At 59.4% G+C, this 18,122-nt stretch carries 16 protein-coding genes; 4 read left to right on the forward strand and 12 right to left on the reverse strand.

Going from position 1 to position 18,122, the window contains the following annotated elements; all coding sequences use genetic code 11:
• On the forward strand, positions 1 to 369 hold a 369-nt coding region (locus tag RCH06_RS10840), incomplete at its 5' end, for a hypothetical protein (protein WP_327081477.1).
• Between the two features lie 34 nt (positions 370 to 403).
• On the opposite strand, the gene RCH06_RS10845 is transcribed toward RCH06_RS10840, so the two are convergent.
• Positions 404 to 1,741, reverse strand: coding sequence for a hemolysin family protein (locus RCH06_RS10845; RefSeq protein ID WP_327081478.1), 1,338 nt, complete (start codon positions 1,739 to 1,741; stop codon positions 404 to 406).
• Positions 1,742 to 1,765: 24 nt separating this feature from the next.
• On the opposite strand from RCH06_RS10845, the gene RCH06_RS10850 reads away from it, so the two are divergent.
• Positions 1,766 to 2,614, forward strand: a complete 849-nt coding sequence (locus tag RCH06_RS10850) for a symmetrical bis(5'-nucleosyl)-tetraphosphatase (RefSeq protein ID WP_327081479.1) — start codon at positions 1,766 to 1,768, stop codon at positions 2,612 to 2,614.
• Between the two features lie 46 nt (positions 2,615 to 2,660).
• Here the strand turns inward: RCH06_RS10850 and RCH06_RS10855 are convergent, their stop codons facing one another.
• From RCH06_RS10855 to RCH06_RS10865, 3 genes are all read right to left on the reverse strand, one after another.
• Positions 2,661 to 3,587 carry a YihY/virulence factor BrkB family protein gene (locus RCH06_RS10855; protein ID WP_442799644.1) on the reverse strand — a complete coding sequence of 309 codons (927 nt, stop codon included), beginning with the start codon at positions 3,585 to 3,587 and terminating at the stop codon, positions 2,661 to 2,663.
• 166 nt (positions 3,588 to 3,753) lie between these two features.
• Positions 3,754 to 5,211 carry a DEAD/DEAH box helicase gene (locus RCH06_RS10860; RefSeq protein ID WP_327081481.1) on the reverse strand — a complete coding sequence of 486 codons (1,458 nt, stop codon included), beginning with the start codon at positions 5,209 to 5,211 and terminating at the stop codon, positions 3,754 to 3,756.
• Positions 5,212 to 5,431: 220 nt separating this feature from the next.
• Complete coding sequence (locus RCH06_RS10865; RefSeq protein WP_327081482.1) at positions 5,432 to 6,364, reverse strand: SDR family oxidoreductase; 933 nt, start codon at positions 6,362 to 6,364, stop codon at positions 5,432 to 5,434.
• Between the two features lie 60 nt (positions 6,365 to 6,424).
• Here RCH06_RS10865 and RCH06_RS10870 point away from each other — a divergent pair, with 60 nt between their 5' ends.
• Both RCH06_RS10870 and RCH06_RS10875 read left to right on the forward strand, forming a co-directional pair.
• Positions 6,425 to 7,471, forward strand: a complete 1,047-nt coding sequence (locus RCH06_RS10870) for a CDP-6-deoxy-delta-3,4-glucoseen reductase (RefSeq protein WP_327081483.1) — start codon at positions 6,425 to 6,427, stop codon at positions 7,469 to 7,471.
• A gap of 94 nt (positions 7,472 to 7,565) precedes the next feature.
• Entirely contained in the window at positions 7,566 to 8,591 is a 1,026-nt protein-coding gene (locus tag RCH06_RS10875) for a Bug family tripartite tricarboxylate transporter substrate binding protein (RefSeq protein WP_327081484.1), read from the forward strand.
• A 418-nt stretch (positions 8,592 to 9,009) separates the two neighbouring features.
• On the opposite strand, the gene RCH06_RS10880 is transcribed toward RCH06_RS10875, so the two are convergent.
• From RCH06_RS10880 to RCH06_RS10915, 8 genes are all read right to left on the reverse strand, one after another.
• Positions 9,010 to 9,726, reverse strand: a complete 717-nt coding sequence (locus RCH06_RS10880; protein ID WP_327081485.1) for an ABC transporter ATP-binding protein — start codon at positions 9,724 to 9,726, stop codon at positions 9,010 to 9,012.
• Positions 9,727 to 9,740: 14 nt separating this feature from the next.
• Positions 9,741 to 10,508 (reverse strand): ABC transporter ATP-binding protein, encoded by a 768-nt coding sequence (locus RCH06_RS10885; RefSeq protein ID WP_327081486.1) that lies wholly within the window; start codon positions 10,506 to 10,508, stop codon positions 9,741 to 9,743.
• A gap of 11 nt (positions 10,509 to 10,519) precedes the next feature.
• Positions 10,520 to 11,629, reverse strand: a complete 1,110-nt coding sequence (locus RCH06_RS10890) for an ABC transporter permease subunit (RefSeq protein ID WP_327081487.1) — start codon at positions 11,627 to 11,629, stop codon at positions 10,520 to 10,522.
• Between the two features lie 36 nt (positions 11,630 to 11,665).
• Positions 11,666 to 12,595 carry a branched-chain amino acid ABC transporter permease gene (locus RCH06_RS10895; protein WP_327081488.1) on the reverse strand — a complete coding sequence of 310 codons (930 nt, stop codon included), beginning with the start codon at positions 12,593 to 12,595 and terminating at the stop codon, positions 11,666 to 11,668.
• Positions 12,596 to 12,851: 256 nt separating this feature from the next.
• Complete coding sequence (locus RCH06_RS10900; RefSeq protein WP_327081489.1) at positions 12,852 to 14,156, reverse strand: replication-associated recombination protein A; 1,305 nt, start codon at positions 14,154 to 14,156, stop codon at positions 12,852 to 12,854.
• Positions 14,157 to 14,228: 72 nt separating this feature from the next.
• A complete protein-coding gene (lolA, locus tag RCH06_RS10905; protein WP_327081490.1) occupies positions 14,229 to 14,885 on the reverse strand; it encodes an outer membrane lipoprotein chaperone LolA in 657 nt (218 codons plus the stop codon).
• A gap of 4 nt (positions 14,886 to 14,889) precedes the next feature.
• Positions 14,890 to 17,268 carry a DNA translocase FtsK gene (locus RCH06_RS10910; RefSeq protein WP_327081491.1) on the reverse strand — a complete coding sequence of 793 codons (2,379 nt, stop codon included), beginning with the start codon at positions 17,266 to 17,268 and terminating at the stop codon, positions 14,890 to 14,892.
• A 78-nt stretch (positions 17,269 to 17,346) separates the two neighbouring features.
• The gene (locus RCH06_RS10915) at positions 17,347 to 18,033 is read right to left on the reverse strand and encodes a Crp/Fnr family transcriptional regulator (RefSeq protein ID WP_327081492.1); all 687 of its coding nucleotides are present in this window, start codon (positions 18,031 to 18,033) and stop codon (positions 17,347 to 17,349) included.
• Between the last annotated feature and the right edge of the window lie 89 nt (positions 18,034 to 18,122).

The following is an 18,122-nucleotide window of genomic DNA, read 5'->3' on the forward strand; positions in this document are numbered from 1 at the left end:
CGGGGCGATCAGGTCGAATTGTTCACGAGTCAGTTGCATCCCCGCAGTTTCTCAGCAAGGCTTCAAATTATCAAATTTGAGTTAACAGGCCCTAGTTTGAGACGCAGGACATCCTTGATTTTGCGCATAGTGATCCTTCGGGTATCGGGCAAGTTGGCTCCAGCAAAAAAGCTTGCAAGGCTACCCGTATCGGTTGGGAAGAAATATGCGCAGCACCACGCGCTGCTTGTCGATGCTATTTCTGGTGCCATGACCATCGATTCCGGCCTCGTGACCGGTCGTTCCGGTCAAGGCACAAAATCGGTCACGATCAACCGGAATCAGCGGTCACGACAAACCAGAATCGCCGGTCACGATGTGCCGGAATGACCGGTCACGATCGACCGGAATACCCACAAACCATTCAAGCGCCGTTAGTTACCGTAATTTGGGTAGCCAGCACCTTGTCAATCCGTTTGCCATCCAGATCAACCACCTCGAAGACCCAGCCGGCACAGTGGATGCGCTCTGCAGTTACCGGAAGATGGCCTGATACAGACATCAGCAAGCCTGCTACGGTGTTGTAACGCCCCCGGTCTTCTTCGGGCAACTCCCTTATGTCGAGCCTGGCCTTGAGTTCGGACACCGGCATAAGGCCGTCAATCAGCCAGCTGCCGTCCTCACGCCGGGTAGCCCAGGCATCGAGTTGCGTGCCGGTCTGCAGCTCTCCGGTAATGGCTTCTAGCATGTCCATCGGCGTCATCAAGCCCTGCACTACGCCGTATTCGTCAACCACCAGCAAGATGCGGGTAGATCTGGCGCGAAACTGCTCAAGCAGCTCCATGCCGGTCAGCGTTTCAGGTACAAAAACAGCCGGAACCGCGTAGACACCAATCCGGTCTTCTATCGTCGGCGTTGCATCTGCTGATTTGTCAGACGACGTGGAATAAATCTGTCCGCGCAAGGCGAGCAGTTTGGCCACATTGACTACGCCCACCACATCATCCAGGCTGCCTCGGCAGACTGGATACCACGAATGGCCTGTAGCGCCCGCCTTGTCGATAGCCTCGGCGACAGTAGCAGAGGCATCCAGCCATTCAATACCAGCACGCGGCAGCATGAGGGAGGTCAGCAAGCGGTCATCCAGCAAGAATACGTTTTGCACCATCTGGTGCTCATGTTCCTCGATTAGTCCGGCATCCACGCCCTCTTCCAGACTGGCGGCAATTTCCTCTTCGGTCACGGCCCGGCCAGCACTGTTGTCAACCCGAAGCAGTTTGAGAACGGTATGGGTGCTGAAGGACAGCAGCCACACAAAAGGCTTGGCGCCTGCAGCGACCCACATCATGGGGCGCGACACCAGGCGCGCCACGGTCTCGGGGTAAAGCTGCCCGATGCGCTTGGGCACCAGTTCGCCGAACACAATGGTGACGTAGGTAATCACCAGCACCACAATGGCCGTGGCAGAAATATCAGCTGCCCCCGGCGTAACCCCCAGACTTTGCAGCCATACCGACAGCTTGCCGCTAAAGGCTGCCTCACCAATGATGCCGTTCAGCATGCCGATGGACGTGATGCCGACCTGCACCGAAGATAAAAACTGCGTGGGATTGCTGAGCAACTCCAAAGCCGCCTGCGATCCCTTGTCACCCGATACCGCCATGGCGTTCAGGCGAGCCTTGCGGCTGGACGCCAACGCCAATTCGGACATGGAAAAGACGCCATTGAGCAGCGTTAAAAAAAGAATGAGCAGGAAATCCATGGATCCAGAGGCAGAATGAAGAGCATGTCACTTTACTGTATCGGCGACCTGCAAGGTTGCAACGCTCCCTTTCATCGGCTGCTGGAGAAAATTGATTTTTCACCCAGCCGCGATACCTTGTACCTTTTAGGCGACTTGGTAAACCGTGGCCCTGATTCGCTGGGCACCTTGCGCAGCTTGATGGCGCTGGGCGATGCGGCGCAGTGCCTGCTTGGCAACCATGACCTGCACTTGCTGGCGCTGTGGCAAGGCGTGCGCAAGCCAGGACGCCACGACACCGTGCAAGACATCTTGCAGGCGCCAGACCGCGAAGCATTGCTCGACTGGCTGCGGCACCGCCCGATGGCCATGCATTGCCACGGCTGGCTGATGGTGCATGCGGGCGCTTTGCCGCAATGGACTGCTGCGCAAACCATGTCGCTGGCGGCAGAAGTGGAAACCGCATTGCGCGGACTTGAACTGAAAGACTTTTTGCGCGCCATGTATGGCAACCTGCCCTGCCAGTGGCAGGACGACCTTAAAGGCGCGGACAGGCTGCGGGTGATCGTGAATGCCCTGACACGCCTGCGGTTTTGCACCGCAGAGGGTGCGATGGAATTCGGCAGCAACGAAGGCGCAAGCCAATCCCCCGAGGGCTATATGCCGTGGTTTGAAGTGCCGGGACGCGCGACGCAAGACACGCCTGTCGCTTTCGGGCATTGGTCAACCTTGGTGACAGATGCTAGTGACCACACCGGCTTGCGCAACAACACGCTGCCGCTGGACACGGGCTGCGTTTGGGGCGGCTGCTTGAGTGCAGCCAAGCTGGGGGCTGCGGGCGCGTTTGAGTTGATTCAAATAGCTTGCGAGCAGTCGCAGGTACCGGGAAAATAAGCCAGCCAAGGGTTAAATCGTCATTGGCTTGCGGACATAGGTCACGCTAAGCGCCAGACAGGGATGCCGCCTTGTTCTCATCGGCCTGGGCCGCCTCGTCTGCCCAGGCGCGCGCCATGCTGGCAGCCAGCAGCAGCACACCGGACGAGAAATAAATCCACATCAAAATCACCACCAGCGAGCCTGCTGCGCCGTAGGCTGACACCACAGCAGCAGTAGACAGGTAATAAGCCATCAGGTACTTGCCGACCTGGAAAAGAATAGCCCCGGCGACCGAGCCCATCACCAGAAAACGCAAAGACGGCTTGGGCCCGGAACTCATCCGCATGAGCCCCAGAAAAAGCGCCACGCAAAAGGCAATCGAGACCACCTCGTTAATCACCCAAACTACTTTTTCAAGAGGCAGGTAGTTACCCGCCCAGCCCGACAGCAGATTGGTAAAGGTAGACACGGCAAGCGAGACGAGCAGTAAAAACCCCAAAGCCAGGATGTAGGCCACACCGCGCAGCCGCAGACTGGCGCCGTACCACCATTTCTGACTGGACATTTGGTCGCTGCCTTGCCGCCACAGGCGCTCGAAAGCGTTTTGCAGTTCTGCAAAAACACCGGTCGCGCCCGAAATCAGCAGCCCGAATGCAAACAGCGAAGCCGTGATGCCTTCTGAAGGTTCCTTGGCGCTGGTCATGGCTTGCTGCAGGACTTGTGCGCCCTGCTCGCCAATCACGCTGCCAATCTGGGCTACCAGGCTGCTTTCAATAAAACTGCGATCCAGCCACCAGCCCATCACCGCCACCAGCAACACCAGCAGCGGCGCCAAGCTGAGGATGCCGTAAAACGACATGGCCGCACTCATGCGCATTCCGTCGGCAGCGATCCACTGGTTTACAGCACGCCACAAAGGCTGGTAAATTTTTCGGAGCATTGAAAGCCCCAAGGCTGCCAGCGCCCGGAGTTTAGGAGAGAGAGTGACCATCATGACGATAGCGTACAGGGCGTATCTTTAAATGAGGGACGGACAGCCGCGTCAGATTCAGAAAAAGAGGGCTGAAAGCTCGGCGTAGGTTGCCGGGTCAAGCCCGCAAGCCGAGGATTTTTCCTCTTTTATGGCGGCCCTTAATCAAGTTCAGCCTGCCAGCGCGTCAGGAGGACTTGAACAGCGCAGCGATTTTCTTCTTGGGCTTGATGTTGGCAGATACCCCGTTGCGCGCAGGATTCGCCTTGGCGGCCACTTCCCAGGACGGCAAGGATTCTGCCGGAGCACCCGCCTCATAAGGGCGCTCAAAAAACGGATCGCGAGACACTGCCGGCTGGCGATGCGGCGTGTATTCGCGGCGTTCCCGGCGTTCGGTGCGCTCGCGGGGTTGACGGGATTCGGATGCTCCGCCCTCTTCGGCCTGGCGGTACATGCGGCGGCCGTCGTTGATGCGGCCCTGCTCACTGATGCGCGGCGTGTCTTCCTCAAACTCCATCGGCTCCAGTTCGATCTTGGTCTTGATGAGCTTTTCAATATCGGTCACCAGCCGCTGATCACTGCTGGCGACAAAACTCACGGCCAGCCCCGAAGCGCCGGCGCGGCCAGTGCGGCCAATGCGGTGTACGTAGTCTTCGGCGTTGAACGGAACGTCAAAGTTGAACACCGCCGGCACATCCTTGATGTCCAGTCCGCGTGCGGCTACGTCGGTGCAGACCAGCAGGTCAACCTCGCCGCTTTTGAACGAATCGAGTGCCTTGAGCCGCTCGTCCTGGCTTTTGTCGCCGTGCAGCGCGGTGGTTTTAAGGCCTTCGCGTTCCAGCGAACGCGCCAGTCGGGCGCAGCCGAGCTTGCTGTTGACAAAGACAAATGCCTGCTTGATGTCGCGGCCCTTGAGAACCTGGTGCAAGGCGCGGCGCTTGTCATCGGCGCTCACGCTGTAGAAATGCTGCTCGACCGTGGAGGCGGTGGCGTTGGAGCGTGCGACTTCAATCGTTACCGGGTCTTGCAAAAAGCTGGCGGCCAGGCGCTTGATTTCAGGCGAGAACGTCGCTGAAAACAGCAGTGTGATGCGCTGCTTGGGCAGGTAGCTCAGGATGCGCTGCAGGTCGGGCAAAAAGCCGATGTCCAGCATGCGGTCAGCTTCATCGAGCACCACATATTCGACCTGGTTCAGCACCGTATTTTTGGCTTCGATGTGGTCAAGCAGACGGCCCGGCGTGGCGACCAGCACTTCAACGCCTTTTTTCAGCTCGGCGGTTTGCGGCTTCATGTCCATGCCGCCAAACACGACGGCGCTGGTCAGGTTGGTGTATTTGGCGTAGAGCTTGACCTGTTCGGCCACCTGGACGGCCAGCTCACGCGTGGGCAGCAGCACCAGCGCCCGCACCGGGTGGCGTGCCGGCGAGGTCGAAGCGTTTTCGTGCTTCATCATGCGCTGCAGCAAAGGCAGCGCAAAAGCAGCGGTTTTGCCGGTGCCGGTTTGTGCGGCGCCCATCACGTCCTTGCCTTGCAGAACGACCGGAATGGCCTGTTCCTGGATGGGGGTCATGGTTTCGTAGCCCATTTCGGCTACGGCGCGTGCCAGCGGTTCTGCCAGCGAAAGATTGGAAAAAGAAGAGGTCATTTAGCTTTATATTGTCGCACTTTGGGTGATATAAGCCTTTCCGGCCTGTGCGCAAGGCGGTTGGCTGCGGCGAAAACCCGCCCCGGGCTGACTGAAAAACCGCGTGATGCTATTTATTTTATAGCTCACTGCGCCCGCTGGCTATGCACCAGCGCATTAAATCGTCGTTTATTTGGCTAAAAAACCACCGTTTGACCGGCTGCAGCCGGTGCGGAGATTTTCAAATTCGTAAACCGCACAAACCCTCACGCACCGTGGGGTAGCGCAGCACCAGTTTCAAATCCTTTTTCATGCGCTGGTTGCTGAGCCGCCGGGACTCGCTCATGAAGCTCAGCTGCATGGGCGGCAATTTTTCATCGGCGCTGTCACGCGCCACGCGTGGCGGTCGGGGCAATTCGTAAAGGTCTGCGGCCAGATCAAAATAGTCTCCCATCAGCAGTTGCGTGTCGTCGCAGACATTGCTCAGGCGCTGCGGTTTGCCGCGCCACAGGGCAGCAATGCAGGCCCGGGCCAAGTCATCAGCATGGATATGGCTGGTGAATACATCGTCTTCGCGGCACAACACCGGCGTGCCTTTGAGCAGGCGCTCACGCGGCGTTCCGTTTTCGCGGTCGGTGGCGTAAATACCAGGAATGCGCAGGACATGCGTCGGCGTGCCTGTGGCGCGGCCAAAGTGCCGCACATGGCCTTCGGCATCGACGCGGCGCTGCGCGCGCGGCGTGTGCGGATTTACGCGCCAGGTTTCATCAACCCGCGCGCCTGCGCAGTCGCCATACACCCCACTGGTCGAGCCATAGACTAGCGACTGCGGCAGGCTGCGCAGGCGCAGCGCACGCATCAACGCCTGGGTGCGCGGGTCATGGCGCCAGTTCGGGTTGTGGCTGGGCGGCGGTGCCAAGTGCAGCACACGCGTTGCCAGTCCGGCCAGCCGCCGCAGTGTGGCGGGCTGGTCTAGATTCCCCAGCAGAGGCGTGATGCCCGCGCTGCGCATCGCAGGCATTTTTTCAGGCGACGAGGTCAAGGCCATGAGCTTGATGTGCGGCGACAGTTCGCGCGCCACGCGCTGGCCGACATCGCCACAGCCAATGATCAGCACGCGCTGGCGTCGAAAGCGTGCGGGCAGCGCGCCAAGGGGATTCAGGTTTGAGGGCAAAATTGGGTGGTGCTGGAAAACCAGCCCGGTCGAGTCATAGAACCCTGAAGGATACCGAATATGAGTTTCAACGTGAGCGTGCTTCCCAGTGGCCGCAGCTTTAGCGCCAACGCCGACGAAACCTTGCTGGCAGCGGCCATTCGCCAGGGCATTGGCCTGCCCTACGGTTGCAAAGACGGGGCTTGCGGTTCCTGCAAATGCAAAATGCTCGAAGGCACGGTGACGCACGGCACGCACCAGCTCAAAGCGCTGTCAGCTGAAGAAGAAGCCAGCGGCTTCATCCTGACCTGCTGCGGTGTGGCGCACAGCGACGTGGTGCTGGAGTCGCGCCAGGTGACCGACGAAAGCGCTTTTCCGATCCGCAAAATGCCGGTGCGCGTGACCAGCATGCAGCGCGCGTCGAGTGAAGTCATGGTCATTCGCCTGCAACTGCCCGCCAGCGACATGATGAAATACCACGCCGGCCAATATGTCGAGTTTTTGCTGCGCGATGGCGACCGCCGCTCTTACTCGATGGCCAATGCGCCGCACACACAGACCGAAACGCCGGGCCTGGAACTGCACATTCGCCACATGGCGGGCGGCAAATTTACCGAGCATGTGTTTGGCGGCATGAAGGAAAAGGAAATTCTGCGCATCGAAGGGCCTTACGGCAGCTTTTTCCTGCGGGAGGACAGCGACAAACCGCTGGTGCTGCTGGCATCAGGCACGGGCTTTGCGCCCATCAAGGCGCTGATCGAGCACATGCAGTACAAAAATATTACGCGCCCCGCCGTGCTGTATTGGGGCGCACGCCGCCCGGCTGACCTGTACATGCACGACTGGATGCAGGCCAAAATCGCCGAGATGCCTCATCTGCGCTACATCCCCGTTATCTCCGACGCACTGCTAGAAGACCAGTGGATCGGCCGAACCGGCTTTGTGCATCAAGCGGTGCTGGAAGACTTCAGCGACCTCTCTGGCCACCAGGTGTATGCCTGCGGCGCACCGATTGTGGTCGAGTCAGCGCGCGACGCCTACAGCGCGCTGGCGGGCTTGCCGGTAGAAGAATTTTTTGCTGACGCGTTCACCACCGAGGCCGACAAGGCGAAGGCCGTATCAGCCTGACTGGCACTGTTTCCGCTGCCTGAAAAACTCTTGAAACCATAGCTTCCAGCGCTTGCCCAACAAGCGCCAGCGGCCTATTTTTATAAGAATAGCCATGAAAATCAAACCCTTGCTGCCGGCTGGCTCGCGCCGAAAATCACTGATTACCGCTGGTGCCTTGGTACTCAGCACGGTAACCGCGCTCGTCGCCCCTGCCGCCCTGGCGCAAACGCCTGCAGCCGGTGGCAAAGTCATGCGCATCATCGTGCCCTATGCGCCCGGCGGCCCGATTGATGTCACTGCCCGAATGATGGCGGAAGGCGTGAAAAATTCACTCGGCACGGTGATCATTGAAAACCGGCCCGGTGCCGGTGGCAACATCGGCGTCGACGCGATCGCCAAGTCTGCGCCCGACGGGCTAACGGTGGGCATTGCCGCCGTCGCCACGCATGCAATCAACCCGTGGCTCTACACCAAGATGCCCTACAACGCCGCCACCGACTTTGCCGCCATCACACAAATGGTGCGCGTGCCCAATGTGCTGGTGATGAACGCCGACACCGCGCGCCGCCTGAACATCAACACGCTGGCCGACCTGATCCGCTACGGCAAAGCCAACCCGGCCCAGCTCAACTACGCCAGCGGCGGCAACGGGAGCGCGGGCCATCTGGCCGGTGAGTTGTTCAAGTCGCAGGCTGGCATCTATGCGCTGCACATTCCGTACAACGGCGGCAACCCGGCCCAGTTGGCACTGCTGAGCGGCCAAGTCGACTTCAATTTCGACAACCTGGCAACGGCTTCGGCCAACATCAAGGCCGGCAAGCTCAAAGCGCTGGCCGTCACCACCGCCAAGCGAAGCGCCTTCCTGCCCAATGTACCCGCCGTGGCCGAAACCCTCAAAGGCTTTGAAATTGACACCTGGTGGGGACTGGTCGCCCCGGCCGACACGCCCAAAGACGTGGTTGCCAAGCTCAATCAAGCCTTCGTCGCCGCGCTGAATGCGCCCGAAAACAAAGCCCGCTTCAGCACACTGATGGCCGAACCCGTCGCCAGTTCGCCCGAGCAGTTCGAGGCGTTCATGAAAGGCGAACGGGCGAAGTATGAAAAGGTGGTGAGGGCGTCCGGCGCGCGGGTAGATTGAGATTTTTGAATCGTTTAAGGCGCTTGCGCACAGCCAGCGTACGCAGGCAGCTATTTAATTAGTAGCAACCAGAATACGCATGGAGAGATGGGTGGGTATTCGGTATTTATCCCCACCCGTTCTGGCTGGGCCTGTGATGACCAGGCAAAGCGGGATCAGGGCGAGCGATTGTCTGAGCGAAGCGAGTTCGAGCTCGACCCCCGCTTTGCCTGGGCAGCGCAGGTTGCCCGAATCGAAGCGCAGGGACCCAGCCAGCCGGGTCGCCTTTTCTTTGCTTACTTTCTTTTGGCGAAGCAAAAGACAAGTAAGTTGCCGCCGGGCAACCCCGGCCAGCAAAACTTAGCAGAATCACACCGCTACAAATTCAATAGCTGTCCACGCAAGCAGGCTATGCGCAAACAGCCGAAGCAACCCAGAATCACTCGCCCAGATAAGCCGCCCGAACCCGGGGATCATCCAGCAGCAACTTGGCGTCGCCATTCATGGTGATATTGCCCGACTCCATCACATAGCCCCGGTTCGCAATGCCCAGCGCCCGGCTGGCGTTTTGCTCCACCAGCAGCACCGTCATGCCCAGTGCGGACACATCGCGGATCACTTCAAAAATCTTGTCCACCATGATCGGCGACAGGCCCATCGACGGCTCGTCCAGCAGCAATACCTTGGGCCGGCTCATCAGCGCGCGGCCCATTGCCAGCATCTGCTGCTCGCCGCCCGACATGGTGCCGGCCAGCTGGTCTTTGCGCTCGCGCAGGCGCGGAAACAGCACGAACATCTTTTCAATGTCGGCAGCAATTTCAGGCTTGTCATTGCGCACGTAAGCGCCCATCTGCAGGTTTTCGGTGATGGTCATGCGGGCAAACACACCGCGACCTTCGGGCACCATCGCCAGGCCTTCGGCCACCAGATCCCAGGCACCGCGTCCCTTGATGCTTCTGCCCAAATATTGGATGTCGCCGTCCAGCATCGGCAGGCTGCCGGTGATGGCTTTCATGGTGGTGGTCTTGCCAGCGCCATTCGAGCCGATCAGCGTGACCAGTTCGCCCTCATGAACCTCGAAGTTCACGCCCTTGACGGCCTGAATGCCACCGTAAGCCACCTTGAGCCCGGTCACCTTGAGAAGTGTATTTGCCATAGTCGTCGTTTCCTTTAATGACCTGAGCCCAGATAGGCGGTGATCACTTTTTCGTTTTTCTGCACGTCGGCGGGCACGCCCTCGGCAATTTGCTTGCCGTAATCCAGCACCGTCACGCGGTCGCACAGCCCCATGACCAGTTTCACGTCGTGCTCGATCAGCAAGATGGTTCGGTTGTCCTTGCGAATCTGGTCGATCAGTTCGCGCAACTGGACTTTTTCAGTGGCGTTCATGCCGGCAGCCGGCTCGTCCAGGGCGATCAGCTGCGGGTCGGTGGCCAGCGCCCGGGCGATCTCCAGCCGGCGTTGGTCGCCGTAGCTCAGGGTACGCGCCTTGAAATCGGCATATTTGCCGATGCCGACATAGTCAAGCAACTCCTGCGAGCGCTGAGCAATCGCCGCCTCTTCGCGCTTGAAGCCCGGCGTGCGAAATACGGCGCCAATCAGGCCGGAATGGGTGCGGACATGCCGGCCCACCATCACGTTTTCGAGCGCCGTCATGTCGGCAAACAGACGGATGTTCTGGAAGGTGCGGGCAATGCCGGCCTTGGCCACTTCGTGCACGGCGGTGGGCTTGTAGGGCTTGCCGGCCAGCTCAAACGTGCCGCTGTCGGGCGTGTACAGCCCGGTCAGCACATTGAAAAAAGTCGTCTTGCCAGCGCCGTTCGGGCCGATCAGGCCATACACCTGGCCGCGTTGGATCTTGATGCCGACATCGCTCAGGGCTTGCAGACCGCCAAAACGCTTGGAAACACCCGAGACATTCAAAATAGTTTCGCTCATGTCCATTCTCCTTAAGGGTTGATGGACTGGATAGGGTCTTTGCCGGGCCGCTTGTTCAGCGACTTGCCGTGCTCAGGCGAAGGCCACAGACCACGCGGACGCATCAGCATGACAGTGATCATGGCCAGCGCAATCAGCAACTGGCGCAAGATGGACGAGTCGAGCCGGCCATCGGTCATGGCCTGCAGCGGCCCGGCCACATGGCGTAACACTTCTGGCAGCGCAGCCAGCAGCAGCGCGCCCAAAATTACGCCGGGCAAGTGCCCAATGCCGCCCAACACCACCATGGCGACGATCATGATCGACTCCATCAGGCTGAACGATTCGGGCGACACAAAGCCCTGAAAAGCGGCAAACATCGAGCCCGACACGCCGCCAAAAGTGGCACCCATGCCGAACGCCAGCAGCTTCATGTTGCGGGTATTGATGCCCATCGCCTTGGCGGCAATCTCGTCCTCGCGAATAGCCATCCAGGCGCGGCCAATGCGCGACTTTTGCAGCCGGTCGCAAATGATGACCGAGATAATCACCAGCACCAAAAACAGGTAGTAGTACATCGACACAGAACTGAACTCGATGCCGAAAAAGTTGTGCGACTGGCCCAGGTCAAAGCCAAAGAACTTGATCGAGTCAATCTGGTTGATGCCCTTGGGGCCGTTGGTCAGGTTGATCGGGCGGTCCAGGTTGTTCAGGAACACGCGGATGATCTCGCCAAAACCCAGCGTCACGATAGCCAGGTAGTCGCCGCGCAGCTTGAGCACCGGAATGCCCAGCAAGATGCCAAAGAAAGCCGCTACAACCGCAGCCATCGGTATCGTGGCCCAGATCGGCAGGTGCAGGCCGGCGGGGAAATTCGCGGCAATCCACGGAAAAGCCTCGGCCAGATGCGGCGAGCCGAGCAGCGCAAAAAGGTACGCGCCGACAGCAAAAAACGCCACATAGCCCAGGTCAAGCAAGCCGGCGTAGCCGACCACGATGTTCAGCCCGAGCGCCAGCAGCACGTACAGCAGCGCCATGTCGACAATCCGCACCCAGGCGTTGCCGCCTTGCTGCAGCAGCAAAGGCAGCACCAGCAAACCCAGTGCCACGATTAAAAAAGTCGCGATTTTTTTGGTTTTCATCAGTTTTCTCCTTGTGGGTCGGTTCGTTGTCCGGCCTCAGGCCCGGTCCGCCACACGTTCACCCAGCAAGCCGGAAGGCCGCAGCGTGAGCACAAAAATCAGCACGATAAAGGCAAAAATATCTGAATACTGGCTGCCCAGCACGCCGCCGGTCAGCGGGCCGATGTAGCCCGCGCCAATCGCTTCGATAAGCCCGAGCAAAATCCCGCCCAGCACCGCGCCGCCCAGGTTGCCAATACCGCCAAACACAGCGGCGGTAAACGCCTTCAGACCGGGCAAAAAGCCCATGGTGTGCTGCACCGTGCCGTAGTTGGACGCGTACATCACGCCAGCCAGCGCGGCCAAAATAGCACCAATGATGAAGGTTGCCGAAATAACGGTATCGGGCCGCACGCCCATCAACGCGGCAACGCGCGGGTTTTCAGCAGTGGCCCGCATGGCGCGGCCCAGCTTGGTGTAGTTCACCAGCCACATCAAAATCGACAGCGACACTGCGGTGGTGCCCAGAATGAACAGCTGCGTGACAGTAATCACTGCGCCGCCAATTTGCAGCGGTTCAGCCGGAAGCAGCGTCGGGTACGGCTTGTAGTTGGGCTTCCAGATGATCATGGCCAGCGTCTGCAGCAGCAGCGACATACCGATGGCAGTAATCAAGGGGGCCAGTTTGGGCGAGTTTCGCAGCGGCCGGTAAGCGACTTTTTCGATGGTGTAGTTCAGCGCGCCGCACACCACAAAAGCAATCAGCAAGGAAATCAGCAAAATCAGCCAGCCCGGTGTGCCGGGCATGGACTCCTGCATCCAGCCGATGATGGTCCAGCTGGTCAGCGCGCCGACCATCAGGACTTCTCCATGCGCAAAGTTGATCAGGTTGATGATCCCGTACACCATGGTGTAGCCCAGAGCAATCAGGGCGTACATGCTGCCCAGGACCAGTCCGTTGATGATCTGCTGTAGCAATACATCCATATTTCGCTCCGTTTGTTTGAATTAGCCAACTCTGCTGGCGCCGTAAGCCCCTGGGATCACCGTGGACACACGCGAGTTAACAAAAAGCCCGCCTGTCACCCTGAGATAACGGGTGAAGGTGGCGAGCTAATGCGCGAATTGTAGCGAAAGGTTTTTGGCGATAAACGCGCCAATGCGACAGTTTTTCCGGGGTAAACCCTCGACGAATTGGGATTTTTCAACGCAACCCGTTTGTATCAGCGGGTTTTGCAAGGCATCAGTTCTTCTGATGGTTTTTGGCCTTCAGCGCATTCAACTTATCGGCAATCTTGATCTCCAGACCACGATTGACGGGACGGTAAAAACCGGGCGCAGCCATGCCTTCGGGGAAGTAGTTTTCACCGGCTGCAAAACCGCCCTCCTCGTCATGCGCGTAGCGGTAATTTTTGCCGTAATCAAGCTGCTTCATGAGCTTTGTCGGTGCATTGCGCAGGTGCATTGGCACTGGCCGGGTGCCGTCTTGCTTGATGAAGGCCTTGGCCTCGTTAAAAGCCTTGTAAAGCGCATTTGACTTGGGCGCGACCGCCAGATACACCACGCATTGCGCCAGCGCCAGTTCGCCCTCGGGCGAGCCAAGCCGCTCATAAACTTCAGCGGCATCGAGCGCCATGCGCAGCGCGCGCGGGTCGGCCAGCCCGATGTCTTCGCTGGCCATTCGGATCAGGCGGCGCGCTATGTAACGCGGCTCCGCACCGCCGTCGAGCATGCGCATGAACCAATACAGAGCGGCATCCGGGTCAGAGCCGCGCACCGATTTGTGCAGCGCCGAAATCGTGTCGTAGAACTGCTCACCCCCCTTGTCGTAGCGGCGCAGGCGCTCGCCCAGCACCTTGAGCAGCCAGGCATCGGTCACGGCGGTGATTTTTTCAGCTTTGGCCGCGACGCTGAGCGATTCGAGCGTGTTGAGCAACCGGCGGGCATCGCCGTCGGCATAGGCCACGAGCCGTTCCACCGCTTCATTCGCTATGGTTTCTATAGCTGGCAGCGAACGCTCTGAAAGGACTCTGGCGACGATTTGCTTGAGATCTGCTTCCGTCAACGGCTGCAGCACATACACCACGGCGCGCGACAGCAAAGCCGAGTTCACTTCAAACGAAGGGTTTTCAGTGGTCGCGCCGATAAAGGTGAACAGGCCGCTTTCGACATGCGGCAAAAAAGCGTCCTGCTGGCTTTTGTTGAAGCGGTGTACTTCATCGACAAACACGATGGTGCGCCGACCGCTTTGCGCCTGCCAGATCGTGGCTTGCTCGACCGCTTCGCGGATGTCCTTGACGCCGCCGAGCACGGCAGAAATGGTGATGAAATGCGCGTCGAAGCTGCCAGCCATCAGCCGGGCAATGGTGGTCTTGCCCACGCCGGGCGGGCCCCACAAAATGCAGCTGTGCGGCTCGCCGGATTCAAACGCGATGCGCAGCGGCAAGCCGGCGCCCAGCAAATGCTGCTGGCCAATGACTTCGCCCAGGTTCCTGGGCCGCAGGCGTTCGGCCAGCGGTTGATGAGACGATGCGGGGGTTTTGGCCATAAAGTCAGCGCCTTGGCTTGGGTTGCCGCTGCCGCGCGGCTGGCAGCAGCCCTGCGCGGCAAGGCAGCCGGGTTACTGCCGGATCACATCCGCGCCCTTGGGCGGATTGAACTGGAACGTGTCTTTGGCCAGGCTGGGATTGACCTCAACCTTGCTGAAAGTCAGCACCGAGCGCTGGCCGAAGCTGTCGAGGATTTCCAGCGCCGCCAGTTCAGCCGGTTTGGCGGCAGGTTTGTCGCCAGCGCGAAAACCGACGCGCACGGTCTGCAGTTGTCCGTCTTTGGTCTTGGGCGTGGCCACCACCCATTCCAGGCCGTCCTTTTCAGGGGCGGCGGTCAGGTTGAAATCGGCCTGCAGCGCGCGCAAATCAGGCGCGGCGGCAATCAGCGCGGCGGGCGTCGATCCCAAAACAGCAGACTGCTTGCGCGCCGTGACCTGATTCAGGTCGGCGTCGTAGAGCCATAAGGTCTGGCCGTCAGCCACGATGCTTTGCTCGAACGGCTTTTGGTAAATGAACTTGAAGCGGTTCGGGCGCGAAAACTCGAAGGTGCCGCTGGAGGTCTTGCTGCGCGGCGTCTGGCCTTCACGGGCTGGCGCGGTCACCACCTGCGAGAAGTCGGCGCGACCACTGCTGACCGTCTTGACGAAGGATTCAAGGCTTTCCAGGCCGTTTGCGCAGGCTGCATGGGCGCAACCAGCTATTAAAACAGTAGCAAAAAATTGTTTCATCACATCACTCCGCCCTTGTGGGCACCAGAATTTCGCGCTGGCCGCTGCCACTCATGGCGCTGACCAGCCCGGCATTTTCCATTTCTTCGACCAGCCGCGCGGCGCGGTTGTAGCCGATCTTGAGGTGGCGCTGCACCAGCGAAATGCTGGCCTTGCGATTCTTCAGCACCACTTCCACGGCCTGGTCGTACATCGGGTCTTTCTCGCCGCCAGCATCGCCGCTCAGGTCTCCGCCCTCGCCGTCGACCGTGCCGCCTTCAAGCACGCCATCAATATAGTTGGGTTCGCCCTGCTGCTTGAGATAGGCCACGACCCGGTGCACTTCGTCGTCGCTCACAAACGCACCATGCACGCGAATTGGAAAGCCCGTACCACTCGGCATGTAAAGCATGTCCCCCATGCCCAGCAAAGCCTCGGCGCCCATCTGGTCCAAAATGGTGCGGCTGTCGATCTTGCTGCTGACCTGGAAGGACAAACGCGTGGGAATATTGGCCTTGATCAAGCCGGTAATCACATCGACGCTGGGACGCTGCGTCGCCAGGATCAGGTGAATGCCGGCGGCTCTGGCCTTTTGCGCCAGGCGCGCAATCAGCTCTTCAATCTTTTTGCCGACGACCATCATCAGGTCGGCCAGCTCGTCAATCACCACGACGATGTAGGGCAGGCGCTGCAGCGGCTCGGGCTCGTCAGGCGTGAGGCTAAAGGGGTTGTAGATGAACTTCCCGTTGGCATTAGCCTCGTCTATTTTGGCGTTGTAGCCGGCCAGGTTGCGCACGCCGAGCTTGCTCATCAGCTTGTAGCGCTTTTCCATTTCGGCTACGCACCAGTTCAAGCCGTGCGCGGCTTGGCGCATGTCGGTCACGACTGGCGCGAGCAGGTGCGGAATGCCTTCATAAACGCTCATTTCCAGCATCTTGGGGTCAATCAGCAGCAGCCGCACATCGCGCGGGTCGGCCTTGAACAGCAGGCTCAAAATCATAGCGTTGATGCCGACTGACTTGCCCGAACCGGTCGTACCGGCGACCAGGCAGTGCGGCATCTTGGCCAAATCAGCCACGACGGCGTTTCCGGCAATGTCTTTACCCAGGCCCATGGTCAGCAGCGAGGTGGCGTCGTGGTAGACCTGCGAGCCCAGAATTTCGCTGAGCTTGATCATCTGCCGCTTGGCGTTGGGCAACTCGAGCGCCATGTAGTTTTTGCCGGGAATGGTTTCAATCACCCGGATCGACACCAGACTCAGCGCGCGCGCCAGGTCTTTGGCCAGCGTGACGACCTGCGAGCCCTTGACGCCTGTGGCGGGTTCAATTTCATAGCGGGTAATGACCGGACCGGGCGCTGCGGCGACCACACGCACTTCGACGCCAAAGTCCTTGAGTTTTTTCTCGATCAGCCGCGAGGTCATTTCCAACGTTTCGGACGCTACGCTTTCTTGCCGCTGCAAGGCGGTGTCGAGCAAACCGACCTGCGGCAGTTTGGACCTTGAGGCAGACGCTGCAGACGGCGCGGTGGTGGCGGCTCCGGGTCGCGCCGACGCAGTGGGAGCCTGGGGCCGGATTTTTACGCTTCGCTCGGCCTTGGTCAGCGCTTCGAGCGGTGGCTTGATGATGATGGGAACCGGATGGTGTTCCTCGATCTCGATGCGCTCGTCAATCAGGGTTTCTTCACGCTCGCGGGCGGCTTTTTTGCCTACGGCCAGGTCTGCGGCGAGCTCGCGCTTTGCACGCAAAGAGATCATTAAACGGTCAATGCGACCGCCCAGCGACAACGCAACATGCGCCCAGGAAAAATTGAAGACGCTGGCGACTGCAATCACTCCCAAGGCGATAAAGATCAGGCCTGAGCCGGCAAAACCCAACCATTTGACACTCAGATTCCCCAGAAAATAGCCAATCACACCACCGGCATGATCGGGCAGCCTGAACTCAAAACGATACAGGCGAGACCATTCAAGCGCCGCACTGGCCACCAGCAGCACCAGCAAACTGAGCCAAAATCGGATGCGGCTGGCCCGTCGGGATTGCAGGGAAATCTGCTTGTCGTCGCGCAAACCGCGCGTCAGGGAAATCAACCAGGCCCGGCAACCAGCCGCCAAAGCCCACCAGACGGAAAACCCGAATAAAAAATAACTGGCATCAGCAACCCAGGCACCCAGATGGCCACCCCAGTTTTTGGCGGCCACCAAAACGCCGCTGGCAACTTCCGGGCTACCGGATGTGGACCATGCAGCATCCTGCGGCGAATAGCTCAGCAGGGCCGCTAACCAGAAAAGCAGGCCAACCAGCCCGAAGATCAAACCAGCTTCGCGGGTAAAACGTTTAAAGCCGCTGGGCGCACCCACAGCAGGAGAATTTCGGGAGTTCAGGGTATCAAGCGAGTAAGTCATAGACGGGTCTCAGAGCTTAACGCAGTTGGAAACGGATTTTGGAACAGGCATCGCCTGTAACTGTAAGCGCTTGAGACGTCAGACCAGTGAATACAGGTGCGACATGACCAGCAGCGAGCCATCGTCGCGCGTCACGATGAATCCGCGCTCTTCCAGGTCTTTCATGACCCGGCTGACCATTTCGCGCGAAGCACCGACCATTTTGGCCACATCCTGACGCGAGACGCGGTCGGGAATCACGGCATGGCCTTCCTGATTCGTGGCGTTTGCTCCGGCAAACTCCAGCAGCGCCTTGGCCACGCGGCCATACACATCCATCAAGGCCAGGGATTCGATCTTGCTGTCGGCATGGCGCAAACGCTGCACCAACCCCCTGAGAATCGCATGCGCCATGGAGTCCATGTCGGGCATGCAGCGCGCAAATTCTGTTTGCCCCAGGATGAGAGCATCGGTTTGCACTTCTGCCAGCACCGTGGCTGAATGCGGTTCGTCGTCAATCAGGCTCATCTCGCCCACATAGTCACCCGGACGCAAAGTGGCCAGAATCACCTCGCGCCCCCGTGAATCACAGCTGATGACTCGCGCCCGCCCCGTCAAAAGAAGGGTCAGTGCATTGGATTTTTTGCCCTGCTCGACGATGGCCTCGCCCCGCTTGAAGCGACGTTTGACCACGGCTTGCGCCACTGACGCCGCCTGTTGGGCGGTCAACATGGAAAAAAGTGGCACGCGCCGAATCAATTCGAGGTTGGACACTATGGTGGTCATGGAAATGCTTTCCAGCCCTTAGCGCCAACATCTGTCGCATGATTTCCTACAATGGCCGCGCTTTCGCGAAAAACAGATGCTGTCAAAGT

The organism is Polaromonas sp. CG_9.5 (genome assembly GCF_035984465.1).
Lineage (GTDB): Bacteria > Pseudomonadota > Gammaproteobacteria > Burkholderiales > Burkholderiaceae_C > Polaromonas.